At 65.4% G+C, this 14,493-nt stretch carries 15 protein-coding genes; 9 read left to right on the plus strand and 6 right to left on the minus strand.

Annotated elements, in window-relative coordinates:
* The first annotated feature begins 10 nt into the window (after positions 1–10).
* The 7 genes from FG93_RS01140 to FG93_RS01170 all read left to right on the plus strand — a co-directional run bounded on the left by FG93_RS01140 (position 11) and on the right by FG93_RS01170 (position 6,303).
* Positions 11–955 carry a DMT family transporter gene (locus FG93_RS01140; protein ID WP_081881226.1) on the plus strand — a complete coding sequence of 315 codons (945 nt, stop codon included), beginning with the start codon at positions 11–13 and terminating at the stop codon, positions 953–955.
* Between the two features lie 134 nt (positions 956–1,089).
* Complete coding sequence (locus tag FG93_RS01145; RefSeq protein ID WP_052513169.1) at positions 1,090–2,079, plus strand: LysR family transcriptional regulator; 990 nt, start codon at positions 1,090–1,092, stop codon at positions 2,077–2,079.
* The gene (locus FG93_RS01150) at positions 2,079–2,597 is read left to right on the plus strand and encodes a tripartite tricarboxylate transporter TctB family protein (protein WP_043230963.1); all 519 of its coding nucleotides are present in this window, start codon (positions 2,079–2,081) and stop codon (positions 2,595–2,597) included. Before FG93_RS01145 ends, FG93_RS01150 begins: the two co-directional genes overlap by 1 nt.
* A 4-nt stretch (positions 2,598–2,601) precedes the next feature.
* On the plus strand, positions 2,602–4,104 hold the full coding sequence (locus FG93_RS01155) for a tripartite tricarboxylate transporter permease (protein WP_043230966.1): 1,503 nt from the start codon (positions 2,602–2,604) through the stop codon (positions 4,102–4,104).
* Positions 4,105–4,165: 61 nt separating this feature from the next.
* Positions 4,166–5,140 carry a tripartite tricarboxylate transporter substrate-binding protein gene (locus FG93_RS01160; RefSeq protein ID WP_043230968.1) on the plus strand — a complete coding sequence of 325 codons (975 nt, stop codon included), beginning with the start codon at positions 4,166–4,168 and terminating at the stop codon, positions 5,138–5,140.
* Positions 5,141–5,221: 81 nt separating this feature from the next.
* Entirely contained in the window at positions 5,222–5,749 is a 528-nt protein-coding gene (locus FG93_RS01165; protein WP_052513170.1) for an ureidoglycolate lyase, read from the plus strand.
* Positions 5,750–5,871: 122 nt separating this feature from the next.
* A complete protein-coding gene (locus FG93_RS01170; RefSeq protein WP_043230971.1) occupies positions 5,872–6,303 on the plus strand; it encodes a DUF1236 domain-containing protein in 432 nt (143 codons plus the stop codon).
* Between the two features lie 224 nt (positions 6,304–6,527).
* Here the strand turns inward: FG93_RS01170 and upp are convergent, their stop codons facing one another.
* The 6 genes from upp to FG93_RS01195 all read right to left on the minus strand — a co-directional run bounded on the left by upp (position 6,528) and on the right by FG93_RS01195 (position 13,500).
* Positions 6,528–7,163: a uracil phosphoribosyltransferase gene (gene upp, locus FG93_RS01175; RefSeq protein WP_152579285.1), complete on the minus strand. Its 636-nt coding sequence runs from the start codon at positions 7,161–7,163 to the stop codon at positions 6,528–6,530.
* A gap of 78 nt (positions 7,164–7,241) precedes the next feature.
* Positions 7,242–8,459 (minus strand): URC4/urg3 family protein, encoded by a 1,218-nt coding sequence (locus FG93_RS01180; protein WP_043230978.1) that lies wholly within the window; start codon positions 8,457–8,459, stop codon positions 7,242–7,244.
* A 15-nt stretch (positions 8,460–8,474) separates the two neighbouring features.
* The gene (locus FG93_RS01185; protein WP_043230981.1) at positions 8,475–9,737 is read right to left on the minus strand and encodes a GTP cyclohydrolase II; all 1,263 of its coding nucleotides are present in this window, start codon (positions 9,735–9,737) and stop codon (positions 8,475–8,477) included.
* Positions 9,738–9,847: 110 nt separating this feature from the next.
* Positions 9,848–10,009: a Thivi_2564 family membrane protein gene (locus tag FG93_RS33195; protein WP_162835438.1), complete on the minus strand. Its 162-nt coding sequence runs from the start codon at positions 10,007–10,009 to the stop codon at positions 9,848–9,850.
* A gap of 255 nt (positions 10,010–10,264) precedes the next feature.
* Positions 10,265–12,583, minus strand: a complete 2,319-nt coding sequence (glyS, locus tag FG93_RS01190) for a glycine--tRNA ligase subunit beta (protein WP_043230983.1) — start codon at positions 12,581–12,583, stop codon at positions 10,265–10,267.
* Entirely contained in the window at positions 12,583–13,500 is a 918-nt protein-coding gene (locus FG93_RS01195; RefSeq protein WP_043230986.1) for a glycine--tRNA ligase subunit alpha, read from the minus strand. The genes glyS and FG93_RS01195 overlap by 1 nt, the downstream gene beginning before the upstream one ends.
* A 238-nt stretch (positions 13,501–13,738) precedes the next feature.
* Between FG93_RS01195 and FG93_RS01200 the strand changes: the two genes are divergently transcribed.
* Together FG93_RS01200 and FG93_RS01205 are read left to right on the plus strand one after the other, a co-directional pair.
* Positions 13,739–14,029 (plus strand): hypothetical protein, encoded by a 291-nt coding sequence (locus tag FG93_RS01200; protein ID WP_052513171.1) that lies wholly within the window; start codon positions 13,739–13,741, stop codon positions 14,027–14,029.
* A gap of 158 nt (positions 14,030–14,187) precedes the next feature.
* The gene (locus tag FG93_RS01205; RefSeq protein ID WP_043230989.1) at positions 14,188–14,490 is read left to right on the plus strand and encodes a hypothetical protein; all 303 of its coding nucleotides are present in this window, start codon (positions 14,188–14,190) and stop codon (positions 14,488–14,490) included.
* Positions 14,491–14,493 lie beyond the last annotated feature (3 nt).

The following is a 14,493-nucleotide window of genomic DNA, read 5'->3' on the forward strand; positions in this document are numbered from 1 at the left end:
ACCGAGCCCCATGGCCTCTTCCCCCGCCTCCCCGCCCACCGCGATGGGCACGCGCGAGTGGCTTCTGCTGCTCGTGCTTTCGCTGCTCTGGGGCGGCTCGTTCTTCTTCGCCAAGATCGCGGTGACGGAATGGCCGCCGCTCGCAGTGGTGCTAGCGCGGGTCGCCCTTGCCGCAGCCGTCCTCCATGTCGCCGTGCGCGCGCTTGGCCTGACGATGGCGGTGGGCGGCCGGATGTGGCTCGCCTTCTTCGGCATGGGCCTGCTCAACAATCTCATCCCCTTCGGCCTGATCTTCTGGGGGCAGACGCAGATCGGCGCAGGTCTCGCCGCGATCCTGAATGCGACCACCCCGGTCTTCGGCGTGGTGGTCGCTCATTTTTTCGGCAGCAACGAGAAGGCCACGCCACTGAAGATCACCGGCGTTCTGGCCGGTGTCGTCGGCGTCGCCATCCTGATGGGCCCGGATGTGATCAGTGGTCTGGGCAATGCGCTGCTTCCGCAGCTCGCCTGCCTGGCGGCCGCGCTCTCCTATGGCTTTGCCGGCCTCTATGGCCGCCGGTTCCGGGAGCTCCCACCCTTGGTGACGGCAACCGGCCAGCTCAGCGCCACCACGGTCATGACCGTGCCACTGGTCCTGCTCCTCGCGCCGCCATGGCTCCTGCCGTTCCCATCCAGGGCCGCGATCGGCGCCCTGGTCGGGCTCGCCCTGCTCTCGACTGCACTCGCCTATGTCATCTTCTTCCAGATCATGAGGCGCGCCGGCGGCAGCAACGCCATGCTGGTGACCTTCCTCGTGCCGGTCAGCGCCATCCTGCTCGGCGTCGGGCTGCTTGGGGAAGCGCTGCTGCCACGGCATTTCCTCGGCATGGCGGCGATCTTCCTCGGCCTCGCCCTGATCGATGGACGGCTCTTCCGGCGCCGCAAAGGCGCTCATCCTCAGGAAAGCCGCATCTAGCCCACGGCTTTGTTGCCAAAAAATTATGAATTGCTCTACGGTCGCTTTCACGGCGCTAGCCGCTAAAGGCCATAACCGCGAAGGCTGGAAGATATCGCAAAAAGCGATACGCCAGAGGGGAGCAGACGATCGTCATGGATGTTCGGCAACTGCGATGCTTCATCGCGGTGGCGGAGGAACTGCATTTCGGCCGCGCGGCTGAAAGGCTTGGCCTCGCACCACCAGCACTTTCGCGCCAGATCAGCACGTTGGAAGACGAGCTCGGCGTCAGCCTGCTCACGCGCACGACGCGTCAGGTCGCGCTGACCCGCGCCGGACTGCTCATGCTCGAGGAAGCCAAGGGCATCCTCGTCAAGATGGAACACGCGTCGCGCGCCGTGCGCGAAGCCTCGCTCGCCTCCAGCAAGGTGCTGCGGGTCGGAGCGATCGATGCCGCCTCCTCCAGCTTCGTCCCACAAGCTCTCGTCGCCTTCCGCGAGCGCCACCCCGGCATCGAGATCAAATTTGTCGAAGCGATGACCGCGGCACTGATCCAGATGCTGGAAGCCGGCAAGCTCGACATCGCGCTCGTGCGTCCGCCGCGCAAGCCGACAGACTGCGCCTTCGAGATTTTGCGTGTCGAACGGCCGATCGTGGTGCTCAACGAGACCCATCCGCTCGCCGCCCGCGAGAGCCTGACGATGAACGACCTGATCGGCGAACCGTTCGTCGTTCCGTCCAAGCGGATCCGGCCCTTCGCCTATGATCTTGTGATGGCCTATTTCGAAAGCGTTGGCTCGGTGCCGAACGTGACGATCGAGGCCACCGAAAAGCCTGCCATGATGTCCGCCGTCGCGGCCGGGCTCGGCATGGCGCTCGCCCCCGACTGGGTCTCGCGGCTGACCTTTCCCGGCGTGACAATGCGCCGCCTGCGTGGCGCGTTGCTCGATCCGCCGCCGCCTGGCGCCCTTGTCGGCGTCGCCTGGCGCCCGCATCAGAAACTCGCGGCGCGCGACGACTTTCTGAACATTCTTCGCGAAAGCGTGACGCTGATCGACGAGAAGAACGTCCTGCCATTCACCATGCCTGTCAAAAAACTGAAGCGTGCGGCCCAGATCGCCAGACCGCAGACTGGAGGAGCCTGATGAGCTTGAACAAGATCGAACGCGCGCAGGGCCTGCGTGTCCGTTCGCAACAGGATCTGGCCGCCGGGCTGTTCATGATCCTTCTCGCGATCGTGGCGCTGGTCCTCGCCAGGGATCTGCCGATGGGGTCGCTCCGACAGATCGGGCCGGGCATGTTGCCGAAGGCCTTTGCCGTCATCTGTGCCGGCCTCGGAGTGCTCCTGGCCTTGAGCTCGCTGCGCTACCACGGCGAGAAGCTCTCGGGCTGGTCCTGGCGCGGAGTGATCTTCGTGCTGGGCGGCGCCGTTGTCTTCGGCCTCACCATTCGCGGCTTCGATCTGGGGCCGATCAAGATTCCGCAGCTCGGTCTCGTCGTTGCCGGCCCCCTGGTCGTGCTGATCGCCGGCCTGGCGGCGGATGACCGCAAGATCAAGGAACTGGTGATCTTCGCGCTCGTCATGACGACCTTCTGCGCGCTGCTGTTCAAATATGCATTGGGCCTGCCGATCCCCCTGGCGCCCTGGCTGTTGGGGATCTGATTCAATGAGTGAAATGATTGCACATCTGCAGCTCGGCTTCGGCGTCGCGCTCTCGCTGCAGAATATCGCGCTCGCTTTCGCCGGCTGCCTCGTCGGCACACTGATCGGCGTACTGCCCGGCGTCGGGCCGATCGCCACCATCGCCATGCTGCTGCCGATCACCTTCGGGCTCGATCCTGTCGGCGCGCTGATCATGCTGGCCGGCATCTATTACGGGGCCCAGTACGGCGGCTCGACCACAGCGATCCTGGTCAACATCCCCGGCGAGGCGACGGCGGTCGTCACCACCCTCGACGGTCACCAGATGGCCAAGCAGGGCCGCGCCGGCGTTGCGCTCGGAACGGCAGCGCTCGGCTCCTTCTTCGCCGGCTGCGTCGCCACGTTGGTTATCGCCGCGCTCGGCGCACCGTTGACCAAGCTCGCGCTGCTGTTCGGTCCGGCCGAGTATTTCTCGCTGATGGTCATGGGTCTTTGCTTCGCGGTCGTGCTTGCGCGCGGCTCGATCCTCAAGGCCTTCTGCATGATCATGCTCGGCCTTCTGCTCTCGACGGTCGGCACCGATCTCGAGACCGGCCAGGAGCGCATGACCTTCGGCTTCCCACCTTTGTCCGACGGCATCGACTTCGCCGTGCTCGCAATGGGCGTGTTCGGTTTCGCCGAGGTGCTGCGGAACCTCGAGAACCCAGAGACCCGCGACGTCGTGCGCGCCAAGATCGGCCGCCTGCTGCCGGACTGGAACGACATCAAGCAGTCGATCGCCCCCGTCTTGCGCGGCACGGCGATCGGCGGCACGCTCGGCATCCTGCCTGGCAATGGTGCGGTACTGGGCCCCTTCGCGAGCTACACGGTCGAGAAGAAACTGGCCAAGGACCCATCCCGCTTCGGTCGCGGCGCGATCGAAGGCGTCGCCGGTCCTGAATCGGCCAACAATGCCGGCGCGCAGACCGCCTTCATCCCGCTGCTCACGCTGGGCATCCCGCCGAATGCGGTGATGGCGCTGATGGTCGGCGCGATGACGATCCACGGCATCATTCCCGGCCCACAGGTCATGACCAAGAACCCGGAGCTGTTCTGGGGCATGATCGCGTCGATGTGGATCGGCAACCTGATGCTGCTCATCATCAACCTGCCGCTGGTCGGTCTCTGGGTGAAGCTGCTGCAGGTGCCTTACCGCCTGATGTTCCCGGCGATCTTGATCTTCTGCTGCATCGGCATTTACTCGGTGAACAACCAGCCGGTCGATGTCGCGTTCACGGCGCTGTTCGGGCTGTTCGGCTACATCCTGATCAAGCTCGGCTTCGAGCCCGCTCCGATGCTGCTCGGCTTCGTGCTCGGCAAGCTGATGGAGGAGAAGCTGCGTCAGGCGCTGATCATCTCGCGCGGCTCGTTCATGACCTTCATCGAGCGGCCGATCTCCGGCGGCCTGCTGGCTGTCGCCGTGATCATCCTGGTGATCGCGCTGCTGCCCTCGATCTCGAAGAAGCGCGACGAGGTGTTCACCGAATGACGGGGTTGCTCCGCCATCAGCTTCCCCGCCACGCTGTCCCATCGATTTCAGGGAGGATTCCATGAAGAAACTTGCAATTGGCCTCGCGGCCACCTTCGCGCTGGCCCTTGCCGGCGGTGCGCAGGCGCAATCGAAATACCCGGAGAAGCCGATCACCATGATCGTGCCCTTCGCGGCCGGCGGCCCGACCGACATCATCGCCCGCATCGTCGGGGAGAACATGTCGAAGACACTCGGCCAGCAGATCGTGATCGAGAACGTGGCGGGTGCCGGCGGCACGACCGGCATCACCCGCGCTCTGACCGCAACGCCTGACGGCTACACCATCGCGATGGGTCATCTCGGCACATTCTCGGCTGCGCCGGCGACCTATCCCGGCCTGAAATACGACCCGATCAACGGCATGCAGCCGATCGGTCTCGCCGGCGGCACGCCGATCCTGATCGTCGCCCGCAAGAATTTCGAGCCGAAGGACCTGAAGGAGTTCGTCGCCTATGTGAAGGCGAACGCCGACAAGGTGAACGAGGCCCATGCCGGCGTTGGATCGGTCTCCTGGACAACCTGCACCCTTTTGAAGGGCCAGCTTGGCGTGCCGAAGCTGAACGCCGTCGCCTATCGCGGCACGGGCCCTGCCCTCAACGATCTCGTCTCCGGCCAGATCGATTTCATGTGCGACCAGATCGTCAGCGTCGCCGAGCAGGTCAAGGCCGATACGATCAAGGCCTATGCGGTTGCTTCGGCGGAGCGTTCACCTGCCCTGCCGAACGTGCCGACCACCAAGGAAGCTGGCCTGCCCGAGTATCAGATCGAGGCCTGGAACGGCATCGCCGCGCCTAAGGGCACGCCGAAGGAGGTCGTCGACCGGCTCGTCGCCGCGCTCGACAAGGCGCTGAAGGACGAAGGCGTCAAGAAGCGCCTGCTCGATCTCGGCACCGTTCTGCCGAGTGCCGAGGAGCGCACGCCAGCCGGCTTCGGCGCGTTGATCAAGCGCGATGCCGACAAGCTCAGCCCGACCCTGGCGGCGGCGCCGAAGTAAGCGCCCTCCCTCTCGGGTTCCGTGACGGCGGGCCCAGCGGCCCGCCGTTTTCTTTTGGCTCCGAACCGGTAGCATCGCGGCATGATCGAGAACATCACCCTCACCGTCGAGCCTCTCACCGCCGAGACCTTCGCGCCCTATGGCCGGCTGCTGGCGCCCGAGGGGCCCCGCGACGCCGGGCGTGAGGGATACGACATCTGGATCAAACCCTTTGGCGCCGAGAGCCAGGCCCGGCTCCAGATCGTGCGCTATCACGCCCGCCCCTTCCTCGTGCGGGTCATGGAACGGCATCTTCATGTCACTGAAACCCGGATGCCGCTGGGGGGACCAGCCGCCATCCTCGTGGTCGCTCCTCCCGAAGCAGATCGCCCGACAGGGGCCAACCTGCGTGCCTTCCGCCTCGAGCGAACCGGCATCCTCCTGCATCGCGGCACCTGGCATTCGATCGACGCCTATCCCGAGTCAGGCCCGCATGCCGATTTTCTCTTCCTCTCGGAGGAGGCGACCGTGAGCGAACTTTTCGACACGCCAGACCTTCCCCCTCAGAGGACCGAAGTCGTGAACCTCATCAAGCGCGACATTCACGCCGTGATCGACGTTAGTCGTTGATATCGCGGGCAGATCACGAGCTCTTTCGTGATCAGTCACATCTCGTTACCTCGAAGGCCCGGAACCTAACCTGCGATACATCGTTCTCCTCCCAGTTTCCCGAGTTTCGAAGGAGAACGAAAATGATCAAGAAGCTCCTTATTGCTGCGGTCCTCGCTGCAACGCCTGCCGTAGCCCTTGCCCAAACTGATACCGCACCGAAGGGAGGCGCCATCGGTGGCGCAACCAGCGGGGCGGTGAGCGGCGCCGTGGGTGGCGCGGTCGTCGGTGGACCGGTCGGCGCTGTTGTCGGCGGCGTCGGCGGCGCAGTGGTCGGTGCGATCATCGGCGACACGACGACGCCGCGCTTCCGCCAATATGTCGTCGAGCAGCAGGTCCCGTCCTACACCTATGCCGAGCCGGTCGTCGTCGGCACGGTCCTGCCGGAGCAGGGCGTCGTCTACCGTCAGGTACCGGCGGAGTACGGCGCGCCGAACTATCGCTATACGGTCATCAACAACCGCGCCGTGCTGGTCGAGCCGCAGACGCGCCGCATCGTGCAGGTGATCGAATAATCAAAGCGGCATCGCCGCGATGAAACGATCCGAAGGGCTGCCTCGTATCGAGACCCGGCCGTCCTTCGGATCGGGCCCGCTCCAGCAATGGGGCGGGCCTCGATCTCAGGGTCAGAGCATGCTGCGAAAACGTGGCAACGGTTTTTCGCATAAAGCATGCTCTAAATTATCAGACTCGATCACGTTTTCTGCGTTTGGACGATTTCGTCCAAACGCAGCGTGATCTAGCGCGTGCCGAACATCCGGTCGCCCGCATCGCCGAGACCCGGCACGATATAGCCGTGCTCGTTCAGGCGCTCGTCGATCGCGGCTGTCCAGATCCGCACATCCGGGTGAGCGGCGCGCAGGCGCGCAACGCCCTCCGGCGACGCCAGCAGGCAGACGAAGCGAAGGTCCTTGGCGCCGCGTTCCTTCAGCCGATCCATCGCCGCCACGGCCGAGTTTGCCGTGGCCAGCATCGGGTCCATGACCACGATCATGCGGTCGGCTATGTCGGAAGGGGCCTTGAAGTAATACTCGACCGCCTGGAGCGTATCGGGATCGCGATAGAGCCCGATATGGGCGACGCGCGCGGCCGGAACCAGTTCCAGCATGCCATCGAGGAAGCCGACGCCGGCCCGCAGGATCGGCGCGAAGACCAGCTTCTTGCCGGCGATGATCGGCTGCATGCTCCTGGTCAGCGGCGTCTCGATCTCGATCAGTTCAGTCGGCAGGTCGCGCGTGACCTCGTAGCAGAGCAGCATGCCGATCTCGTTCAGGAGCTGCCGGAAGCTCTTGGTCGAGCGATCCTTCTCCCGCATCAGCGTCAGCTTGTGCTGGACCAGCGGATGGTCGACCACGGTGACGCCGTCGGAATGCATGGTCATACGCTCTACCCCTCATCGTTCTCGTGAGCCTTCGCTGCGAAGGCGAAGGCTGATGCTCGTGTCAGCACGGTCTCAGAATACCGTGCCATCGCTGACGATGGTCAAGGGCGGCCCGCCATCCCCGCGTTTTTCTCGCGCGATGCGCCGCCCGGCCGCCCAGGTCCCGCCCTCGAGAACCTTGGCGAGCGGGAGTTCGTCCCGCGAGCGATCAAGCCGCTCCCGAATGAGCGCGCCCAACTCGTCGAGCAGAGCAACGGTGAGTGCCCGCCATTCGACCACGAGCGGCGACGCGACCTCGTGGCTGCGCGCCGCATCGGCCGCATGCTTGAGCGTGATGACCCCCAGATCCAGAAACAGCCCACCATTGCGATATTCGGGCAAGCCGGTGAGGTCATCGATGTCCAAGACGGTGATGCCGGCCCATTGCAGCGGTTCGATCAGCGAATAGGAGAGCCATTGCGAGAGCTTGTGGAACGGCACGAGCCCCGCCGTGGAGGCTCCCACGGCGATCAGCGGATGACGCCAGGTATCGCCCAAGGCAATTCCCGCAATCGTCAGGCGTGACGGCCAGATGCCGCCAAAAGTGCCGAGAACCTCGGCCAGGATGTGGGCGGCGCGGATTGAACCGCCCGACGCCGTTTCGATGAAGCGATCGAAGAGATCGCCCGGCCGTGTCAGGCCCTGACGTTCGAGCTCCTCGCCGAGGCGGTTCAGCAGGGCGGCCCTCCCTTCGAGCGCAAGCAGGGGATTGGCCGGGCCAACCTGGAAACCGGTGGCCAAGGCCTCGGCATCGAGCCGTTTCAGCGCCTCGGCATCGGCCCGCAACGGGTCCGTCGCGTCGCTCGAGAACAGTCCCGCAGCGAACATGTCGAGCGAGGCGAGTGCCAGCCCCTCAGATCGGCCGATCGGCTTGCCCGTCACCCGGTCGTGATAACTCCAGGCAGGCCCCGCTCCGGCGTCCAGCAGAACGCTGACGACCGCGAGGTCGTAGGCCGCGCGACCGCGCGCTCCGGCATCCGGGAAATGCGTCCCGCGCTCAAGCATGGTCCAGCGATCCATGCCGCCGACCACGAAATGGCGCCAGCGCGCGTGGAAGGGAATGTCGAGCCTCGGATAATTCGCCCGGATCGTGTCGAGGACATAGTCGGCGCAGGCCGCCAGCCGCTCGGGATGCACGGAGAAATGCAGCAGCCGGCCCTCGCGACCGAGCTGGAGCATTTCCTGCGCCCGCTCACGGATTGCAGCGGGCTTGAGGAGCCGGCGGACGGCCTCGGGGTCGCGGTCGGGCATGGGCGGCGGATGCTCTCAGAACTTGTCGAGGTCGCGACCGACGGTCGCCTTCAGCGTGTTGTCGCCCGGCGTGCCCTCCGGCGAATAGTAGCCGGCCGCCTTCTTGGCCTCGATCTCGACCGAGGCATCGGGCGGGATCAGCTCCGGCGGAATGGCAACACGCTCGCCGATCTCGATGCCCGACTGCACCATGGCGTCGAATTTCATGTTCGACATCGACATCAACCGGTCGATGCGCGTGACACCGAGCCAATGCAGCACATCCGGCATCAATTGCTGGAAGCGGGCATCCTGCACGCCGGCGACGCATTCGGTGCGCTCGAAATAGGTCGCAGCGGAATCGCCGCCCTCCTGGCGCTTGCGGGCATTGTAGACGAGGAACTTGGTGACCTCGCCAAGGGCCCTGCCCTCCTTGCGGTTGTAGACGATGAGGCCGACACCGCCGCTCTGCGCTTCCTTCACGGCCTCCTCGATGCCATGCACGAGATAGGGCCGGCAGGTACAGATATCGGAGCCGAAGACGTCAGAGCCGTTGCATTCGTCGTGGACCCGGCAGGCAACCCTGCGCTTCGGATCGGTGATCGCCGCGAGATCGCCGATGACGTAGCAGGTGATCGAGCCGATCGGCGGCAGGAAGACGTGCAGATCGGGCCGGGTGACGAGTTCGGGGTACATGCCGCCGGTCTGCTCGAACAGGGTGCGGCGCAGTTCCTGCTCCGACGTGCCGAAGCGCTCGGCAATGCCCGGCAGGTGCCAGACCGGGTCGATCGCGATCTTGGTGACGCTGATATCGCCGGATTTGTGCAGGATGCCCTCGTCGGCCGCGAGCCTGTGGCCAGCCATCGCCGCGAGAATCTCCGGCAGGTTCAGCCGTGCCCTGGTGATGGCGATGGTGGGCCGGATATCGACGCCCTCGGCGATCAGCCGCCCGAAATCCTGCGCGACCCGATGGCCGTAAGGATCGAGCGAGACGATCTTGCCGGGCTCGGCCCATTGCGGCTGCGGCAGGATGTCGGTGGTCGGCTGTGTGTTCGTCAGGTCCGGGCGCTGCGACGGGTTCATCGCGCGCGCCGAGATCGCGAGCGCACGATAGACCGAATAGGAGCCGCCATGGGCGCCTATGACGTTGCGGTCGGCCGGGTTGGTGGTCGAGGCAATGACCGGGCCGCGCTCGGTGGCGGTTTCCCCACCCCAGTGGATCGGGAAGCGCATGGCGGCGCTGCCAGGCTCGGGATGCGAAGTCAGGCGGATATGGGTGGTGCGGTTCTGCGAATTCATCGCGACGCTCTCGAATCGGAAAAGGGCCCATGACGGAGTCGTCCGGGCCCTTTTGACCGAAGGGAGAGTGGATCAGTGCTCAGCGCACGTCAATCGATCCGCGCGGGCGCTCAGAAGACCGCGAGATAGCGCAGCAGCGCGATGATGCCGATGATGATGACGATGATCTGGACGATGTTCTTGATCTGGGCATCGAGCGGCAGCATGCGCACGAGATAAAGCACCAGACCGATCACCAGAATCGTGATCAGAAGCGAAATCAGAAGTCCCATAGCCCACATCCTTTGTCGCGGCCGCTCGCCGGCCCCCCGGAGGCCGCGCGCGAGGCGTTCGCGACACGGATTCTCTGCGAGACAGAACGTCGCAGGGTGGGAATTGGTTCCGTTTCAGGGGCCGAGCGCCGGCTTTCCCCGAGTTAGAACGCCATTTCCGGCCTGGCCGGGCTTGGTCCGACCAGGCGTGTCTTCGCCTTATCCGCGTCGCAGGGTGTGGATGCTCGCCACCAGGGCGAGCCAGGATGGCGCGCGTTAGCCTGCGATCCGCGAGAAATCCGCCACGGCGCGCGTCGCCTCGCGCAGCTGGTTGAGCAGCTTGAGACGGTTGGCGCGCAGGCCCGGATCAGGGTCGTTGACCGTGACCTTGTCGAAGAAGGCGTCAACCGCCGGGCGAAGCTCGGCGAGCGCGGCCATCGCCCCCTCGAAATCCTCCTTGGCAACCGCGGCCCCGGCCTTCGGCGTCGCCTGGGCGAGCGCAACGGCGAGCCCCTTCTCCTCGATCAGGCCGGCATCGGCGATGAGCTGGAGATCGGCTGCGCCGGCAAAAGTGCCCTCGCCGTCCTTCTTCTCCTCGGCCTTGAGGATATTGGCGGCGCGGCGATATCCGGTCAGCAGGTTCGCACCGTCGACCGTATCGAGGAAGCGGCTGAGTGCATCGACGCGACGGACAATGAGGAGGAGGTCGTCGTTGTTCGACGTGCTCTCGCCGAGCACTGCGTCAACGAGATCATAGCGTGCGCCCTGGTCACGGAGCACAACCTTCAAGCGGTCGTGGAAGAAGGCGAGGAGGTCGGCAAGCAAGGGGGCTTCATCGGCCTGAGCCGCGGCTCCAAACCTCAATCTCGACCCAAGCTCCGTCGCTTCCTTACTCAGCGCCGCATAGCGTGGCCCTGTCACGGGATTTTGCTTAGCAGCAGCAGTCGAAAGGATACGCTGTTCCGCAACATTTGCGTGGACACGCGAGAAGCGGAGAGGGTGAACAAGCCTATTCAGCAGGCCCAACCTCACCCCATTCTCAACCACAAGCCGGATCACGCCCAGCGCCGCCCTTCGCAGCGCGTAAGGATCCTTGCTCCCGGTCGGCTTCTCGTCGATAGCCCAGAAGCCGACCAGCGTGTCGAGCTTGTCGGCCAGTGCGACGGCAACCGAGACGGGATCTGTCGGCACGCGATCGGACGGGCCGAGCGGCTTGTAATGCTCCTCGATCGCTGCCGCGACCGACGGATTCTCGCCCTGCAGCTCGGCATATTTCCGACCCATCAGCCCCTGCAATTCGGGGAACTCGCCAACCATCTCGGTCGGCAAATCGGCCTTGGCGAGCTTTGCCGCGCGCTCGGCAAGATCGGGGGCGGCACCGACGATCGGTGCAAGCTCACGGGCGAGCGCCGCGATGCGCTGGACGCGCTCACTCTGCGTGCCGAGCTTGGCGTGGAAGACGACGCCGAGCTTGTCGAGCTTGGCCATGCGCTGGTCGAGCGGCTTGGCGAGATCGAGGCCGAGCTTTCCGGCGCTGTCCCTGAACGTGTCGAGATCGGGCAGCGAGCCCTTGTCGGTCGCGAAGAAATAGGCTGCGTCCGAGAGGCGCGCCCGCACGACGCGGCCATTGCCGGCGACGATCGCGCTGCCGCCATCGCTGGCATTCAGGTTCGACACCAGGATGAATTTGTTGGCGAGAGCACCGGTCGCCGGGTCGCGCAGCACGAAGCATTTCTGGTTGGCGCGGATCGTGGCGCGGATCGCCTCGCCCGGGATTTCCAGGAAGCGCTCCTCGAACGCGCCCATCAGCACGACCGGCCATTCGACGAGGCCGGCGACCTCCTCGAGCAGGCCCTCGTCCTCGACGAGGTCCAGCCCCTGCGCGAAGGCGAGGTTCCGGGCGTCGGTGAGGATGATTTCCTTGCGCCGGTCGGGATCGAGCACGACCTTGGCCTTCTCGAGATGCGCGACATAATCGTCGAAGCGCCTGACCGTGATGGCCTGAGGCGCGTGGAAGCGGTGGCCATAGGTGGTGCTGCCAGAGGCAATGCCGTCGACCTCGAAGCGCACCACCTCGGGCTCCTCGGTCTCCGGCCCGAAGGTGCAGAGGATCGAGTGAAGCGGGCGCACCCAGCGCAGGCTCGCGCCGGCGGCGGAGGCCTGGCCCCAGCGCATCGATTTCGGCCACGGGAAGCTGCGAATCACCTGCGGCACGATCTCGGCAATGGCCGCGACCGTCTCCTGCCCCGGCTTCTCGATGATGGCGACGTAGGAGTCGCCCTTCTTCGGATCGCTGACGATGGTCGCCTGGTCGAGCGAGGCAAGCCCTGCCGCCTTGAGGAAGCCCTGGACGGCGGCGTCGGGCGCGCCGACGCGCGGGCCCTTGCGCTCCTCGCGGATCACGCGGCCGCGCACCGGCAGTTCAGCGATGTGCAAGGCGAGGCGGCGAGGCGTCGCAAAAGCCCTGGCGCCCTCATAGACGAGGCCGCGTTCGACCAGCGCATCGGTGACGAGCTTCTTGAGATCGTCCGCCGCCTTGCGCTGCATACGGGCGGGGATCTCTTCAGAGAAGAGTTCGAGCAGGAGATCGGGCATCAGTTCGCTCCCCCGCCGGCGGTCTTCAGCCAGGCTGCACCGCAGGCCTTGGACAGTTCGCGCACGCGCAGGATGTAGCTCTGGCGCTCGGTGACCGAGATCACGCCGCGCGCATCGAGCAGGTTGAACATGTGGCTGGCCTTGATGCACTGGTCATAGGCCGGCAGCGCCAGCGAGTGGCGCGCATCATTGGCCCCCTCTCCGGCTTCGCCGGCGGCGAGCAGCGCCCTGCACTCGGCCTCGGCGTCGTTGAAGTGGCGGAACAGCATCGCCGTGTCGGCGTGCTCGAAATTGTAGCGCGAGAATTCCTGCTCGGCCTGGAGGAAGACATCGCCGTAGCTGACGCGATCCTCGCCCTCGAGCCCGTTGAAATTCAGGTCCATGATGCGGTCGACGCCCTGCAGATAGCAGGCGAGGCGTTCGAGCCCGTAGGTCAGCTCACCGGCGACAGGAGCGCATTCGACACCGGCGACCTGCTGGAAATAGGTGAACTGGCTCACCTCCATGCCGTCGCACCAGCACTCCCAGCCGAGCCCCCAGGCGCCCAGCGTCGGGCTCTCCCAATCGTCTTCGACGAAGCGGATATCGTGGAGCCCCATGTCGACGCCGATGGCCTGGAGCGAGTCGAGATAGAGCTGCTGCAGGTCCGGCGGCGATGGCTTCAGGATGACCTGGAACTGGTAATAATGCTGCAGGCGATTGGGGTTCTCGCCATAGCGGCCGTCCTTCGGCCGGCGCGAAGGCTGGATATAGGCAGCCTTCCAGGACTTGGGTCCGAGTGCGCGCAGCGTCGTCGCCGGGTGGAAGGTACCGGCGCCGACTTCCATGTCGTAGGGCTGCAGGACGACGCAACCGCGCTCCGCCCAGAAGCGCTGCAAGGTCAGCAGCAGGCCCTGGAACGAGCGGGTCGGGTTCATCGGATCGGAGACGGGAGCACCGGCCAAGAGCTTGAGCCTTCCAGACAATCTAAGAATAGCGGCGTGCTTAGGGGCAGCCACGGCGCGCGGTCAAGCATTCAACGCATGACCAGAGAACCGATGCGGACAGCATTCGTTCATGATCAGCGGGATAATCTCCGCAGCAACCGTACAGTCCGCGGCGTTCGGGGCGAGCGCTTGAGACGGGCCGGCGGCGTCAGCCAGCAGGAGTAGCTTAATGCTGTCATCACGTTTCATTGCCGCGCTCTTCGGAGCGCTCACCCTCATGTTCGCGGCCTTCACCGTCGCCCCCGCAACGGCCGCACCGGTCAGCACCGGCACGATGCAGACGACGCAGGCCCCGACCGACCTGGTCCAGCAGGCGCAGTACTACGGCCCGCGTCGCTACTATGGCCCGCGCCGCCCCTATTACGGTCGCCCGGTCTATCGTCCGCGCTGCTACTACAGCAATCGCCGCGTCTGGAACGGCTATCGCTGGGTTGTGCGTTCGGTGCGCGTCTGCCGCTGATCGCGGCGTGAATCGTGGCTGCCATGCGGCGGCCTGATGAAGGATAGCTGAACGGCGCGGTGTCGCGCCGTTCAGTTTCGAGGGGCTAGGATTCTCCTGGAATTGGCGTTGGACCGCGCGGCAAGGGCCGCCGGCGCCGGGCAGAGAGGAAACTCGCCATGCTTCGCAAAATGCTTCTCGGAGTCGCGGCGGCTGCCACCCTCGGTGGCGCGGTTGCCGTCAGCGCGCCCGCTTCCGCCCAGTCGGTGACCTTCAGCTTCGGCTCGCCCGGCTATTACGGCTACGGCCATCGCCCGGTGCAGTATGGCTGGGGCGGCGGCTATTATGGCCGCCCCCATTACGGACCCCGCTCCGATTACGGCTATGGCCGGCCATACTACGGTCCGCGCTGCTATGTCCGCCCGATGCGCTACTGGGATGGCTGGGGCTGGGCAGTGGAACACCGGCGCATCTGCCGCTGAGCG

Source organism: Allobosea sp. LC85 (assembly GCF_000735605.1).
Classification (GTDB): Bacteria; Pseudomonadota; Alphaproteobacteria; order Rhizobiales; family Beijerinckiaceae; genus Allobosea.

Excerpts from the sequence above, each read along its gene's own strand:
- FG93_RS01140 (WP_081881226.1), top strand. The coding sequence starts at position 11 with ATGGCCTCTTCCCCCGCCTCCCCGCCCACCGCGATGGGCACGCGCGAG.
- FG93_RS01145 (WP_052513169.1), top strand. The coding sequence starts at position 1,090 with ATGGATGTTCGGCAACTGCGATGCTTCATCGCGGTGGCGGAGGAACTG.
- FG93_RS01150 (WP_043230963.1), top strand. The coding sequence starts at position 2,079 with ATGAGCTTGAACAAGATCGAACGCGCGCAGGGCCTGCGTGTCCGTTCG.
- FG93_RS01155 (WP_043230966.1), top strand. The coding sequence starts at position 2,602 with ATGAGTGAAATGATTGCACATCTGCAGCTCGGCTTCGGCGTCGCGCTC.
- FG93_RS01160 (WP_043230968.1), top strand. The coding sequence starts at position 4,166 with ATGAAGAAACTTGCAATTGGCCTCGCGGCCACCTTCGCGCTGGCCCTT.
- FG93_RS01165 (WP_052513170.1), top strand. The coding sequence starts at position 5,222 with ATGATCGAGAACATCACCCTCACCGTCGAGCCTCTCACCGCCGAGACC.
- FG93_RS01170 (WP_043230971.1), top strand. The coding sequence starts at position 5,872 with ATGATCAAGAAGCTCCTTATTGCTGCGGTCCTCGCTGCAACGCCTGCC.
- upp (WP_152579285.1), bottom strand. The coding sequence starts at position 7,163 with ATGCATTCCGACGGCGTCACCGTGGTCGACCATCCGCTGGTCCAGCAC.
- FG93_RS01180 (WP_043230978.1), bottom strand. The coding sequence starts at position 8,459 with ATGCCCGACCGCGACCCCGAGGCCGTCCGCCGGCTCCTCAAGCCCGCT.
- FG93_RS01185 (WP_043230981.1), bottom strand. The coding sequence starts at position 9,737 with ATGAATTCGCAGAACCGCACCACCCATATCCGCCTGACTTCGCATCCC.
- FG93_RS33195 (WP_162835438.1), bottom strand. The coding sequence starts at position 10,009 with ATGGGACTTCTGATTTCGCTTCTGATCACGATTCTGGTGATCGGTCTG.
- glyS (WP_043230983.1), bottom strand. The coding sequence starts at position 12,583 with ATGCCCGATCTCCTGCTCGAACTCTTCTCTGAAGAGATCCCCGCCCGT.
- FG93_RS01195 (WP_043230986.1), bottom strand. The coding sequence starts at position 13,500 with ATGAACCCGACCCGCTCGTTCCAGGGCCTGCTGCTGACCTTGCAGCGC.
- FG93_RS01200 (WP_052513171.1), top strand. The coding sequence starts at position 13,739 with ATGCTGTCATCACGTTTCATTGCCGCGCTCTTCGGAGCGCTCACCCTC.
- FG93_RS01205 (WP_043230989.1), top strand. The coding sequence starts at position 14,188 with ATGCTTCGCAAAATGCTTCTCGGAGTCGCGGCGGCTGCCACCCTCGGT.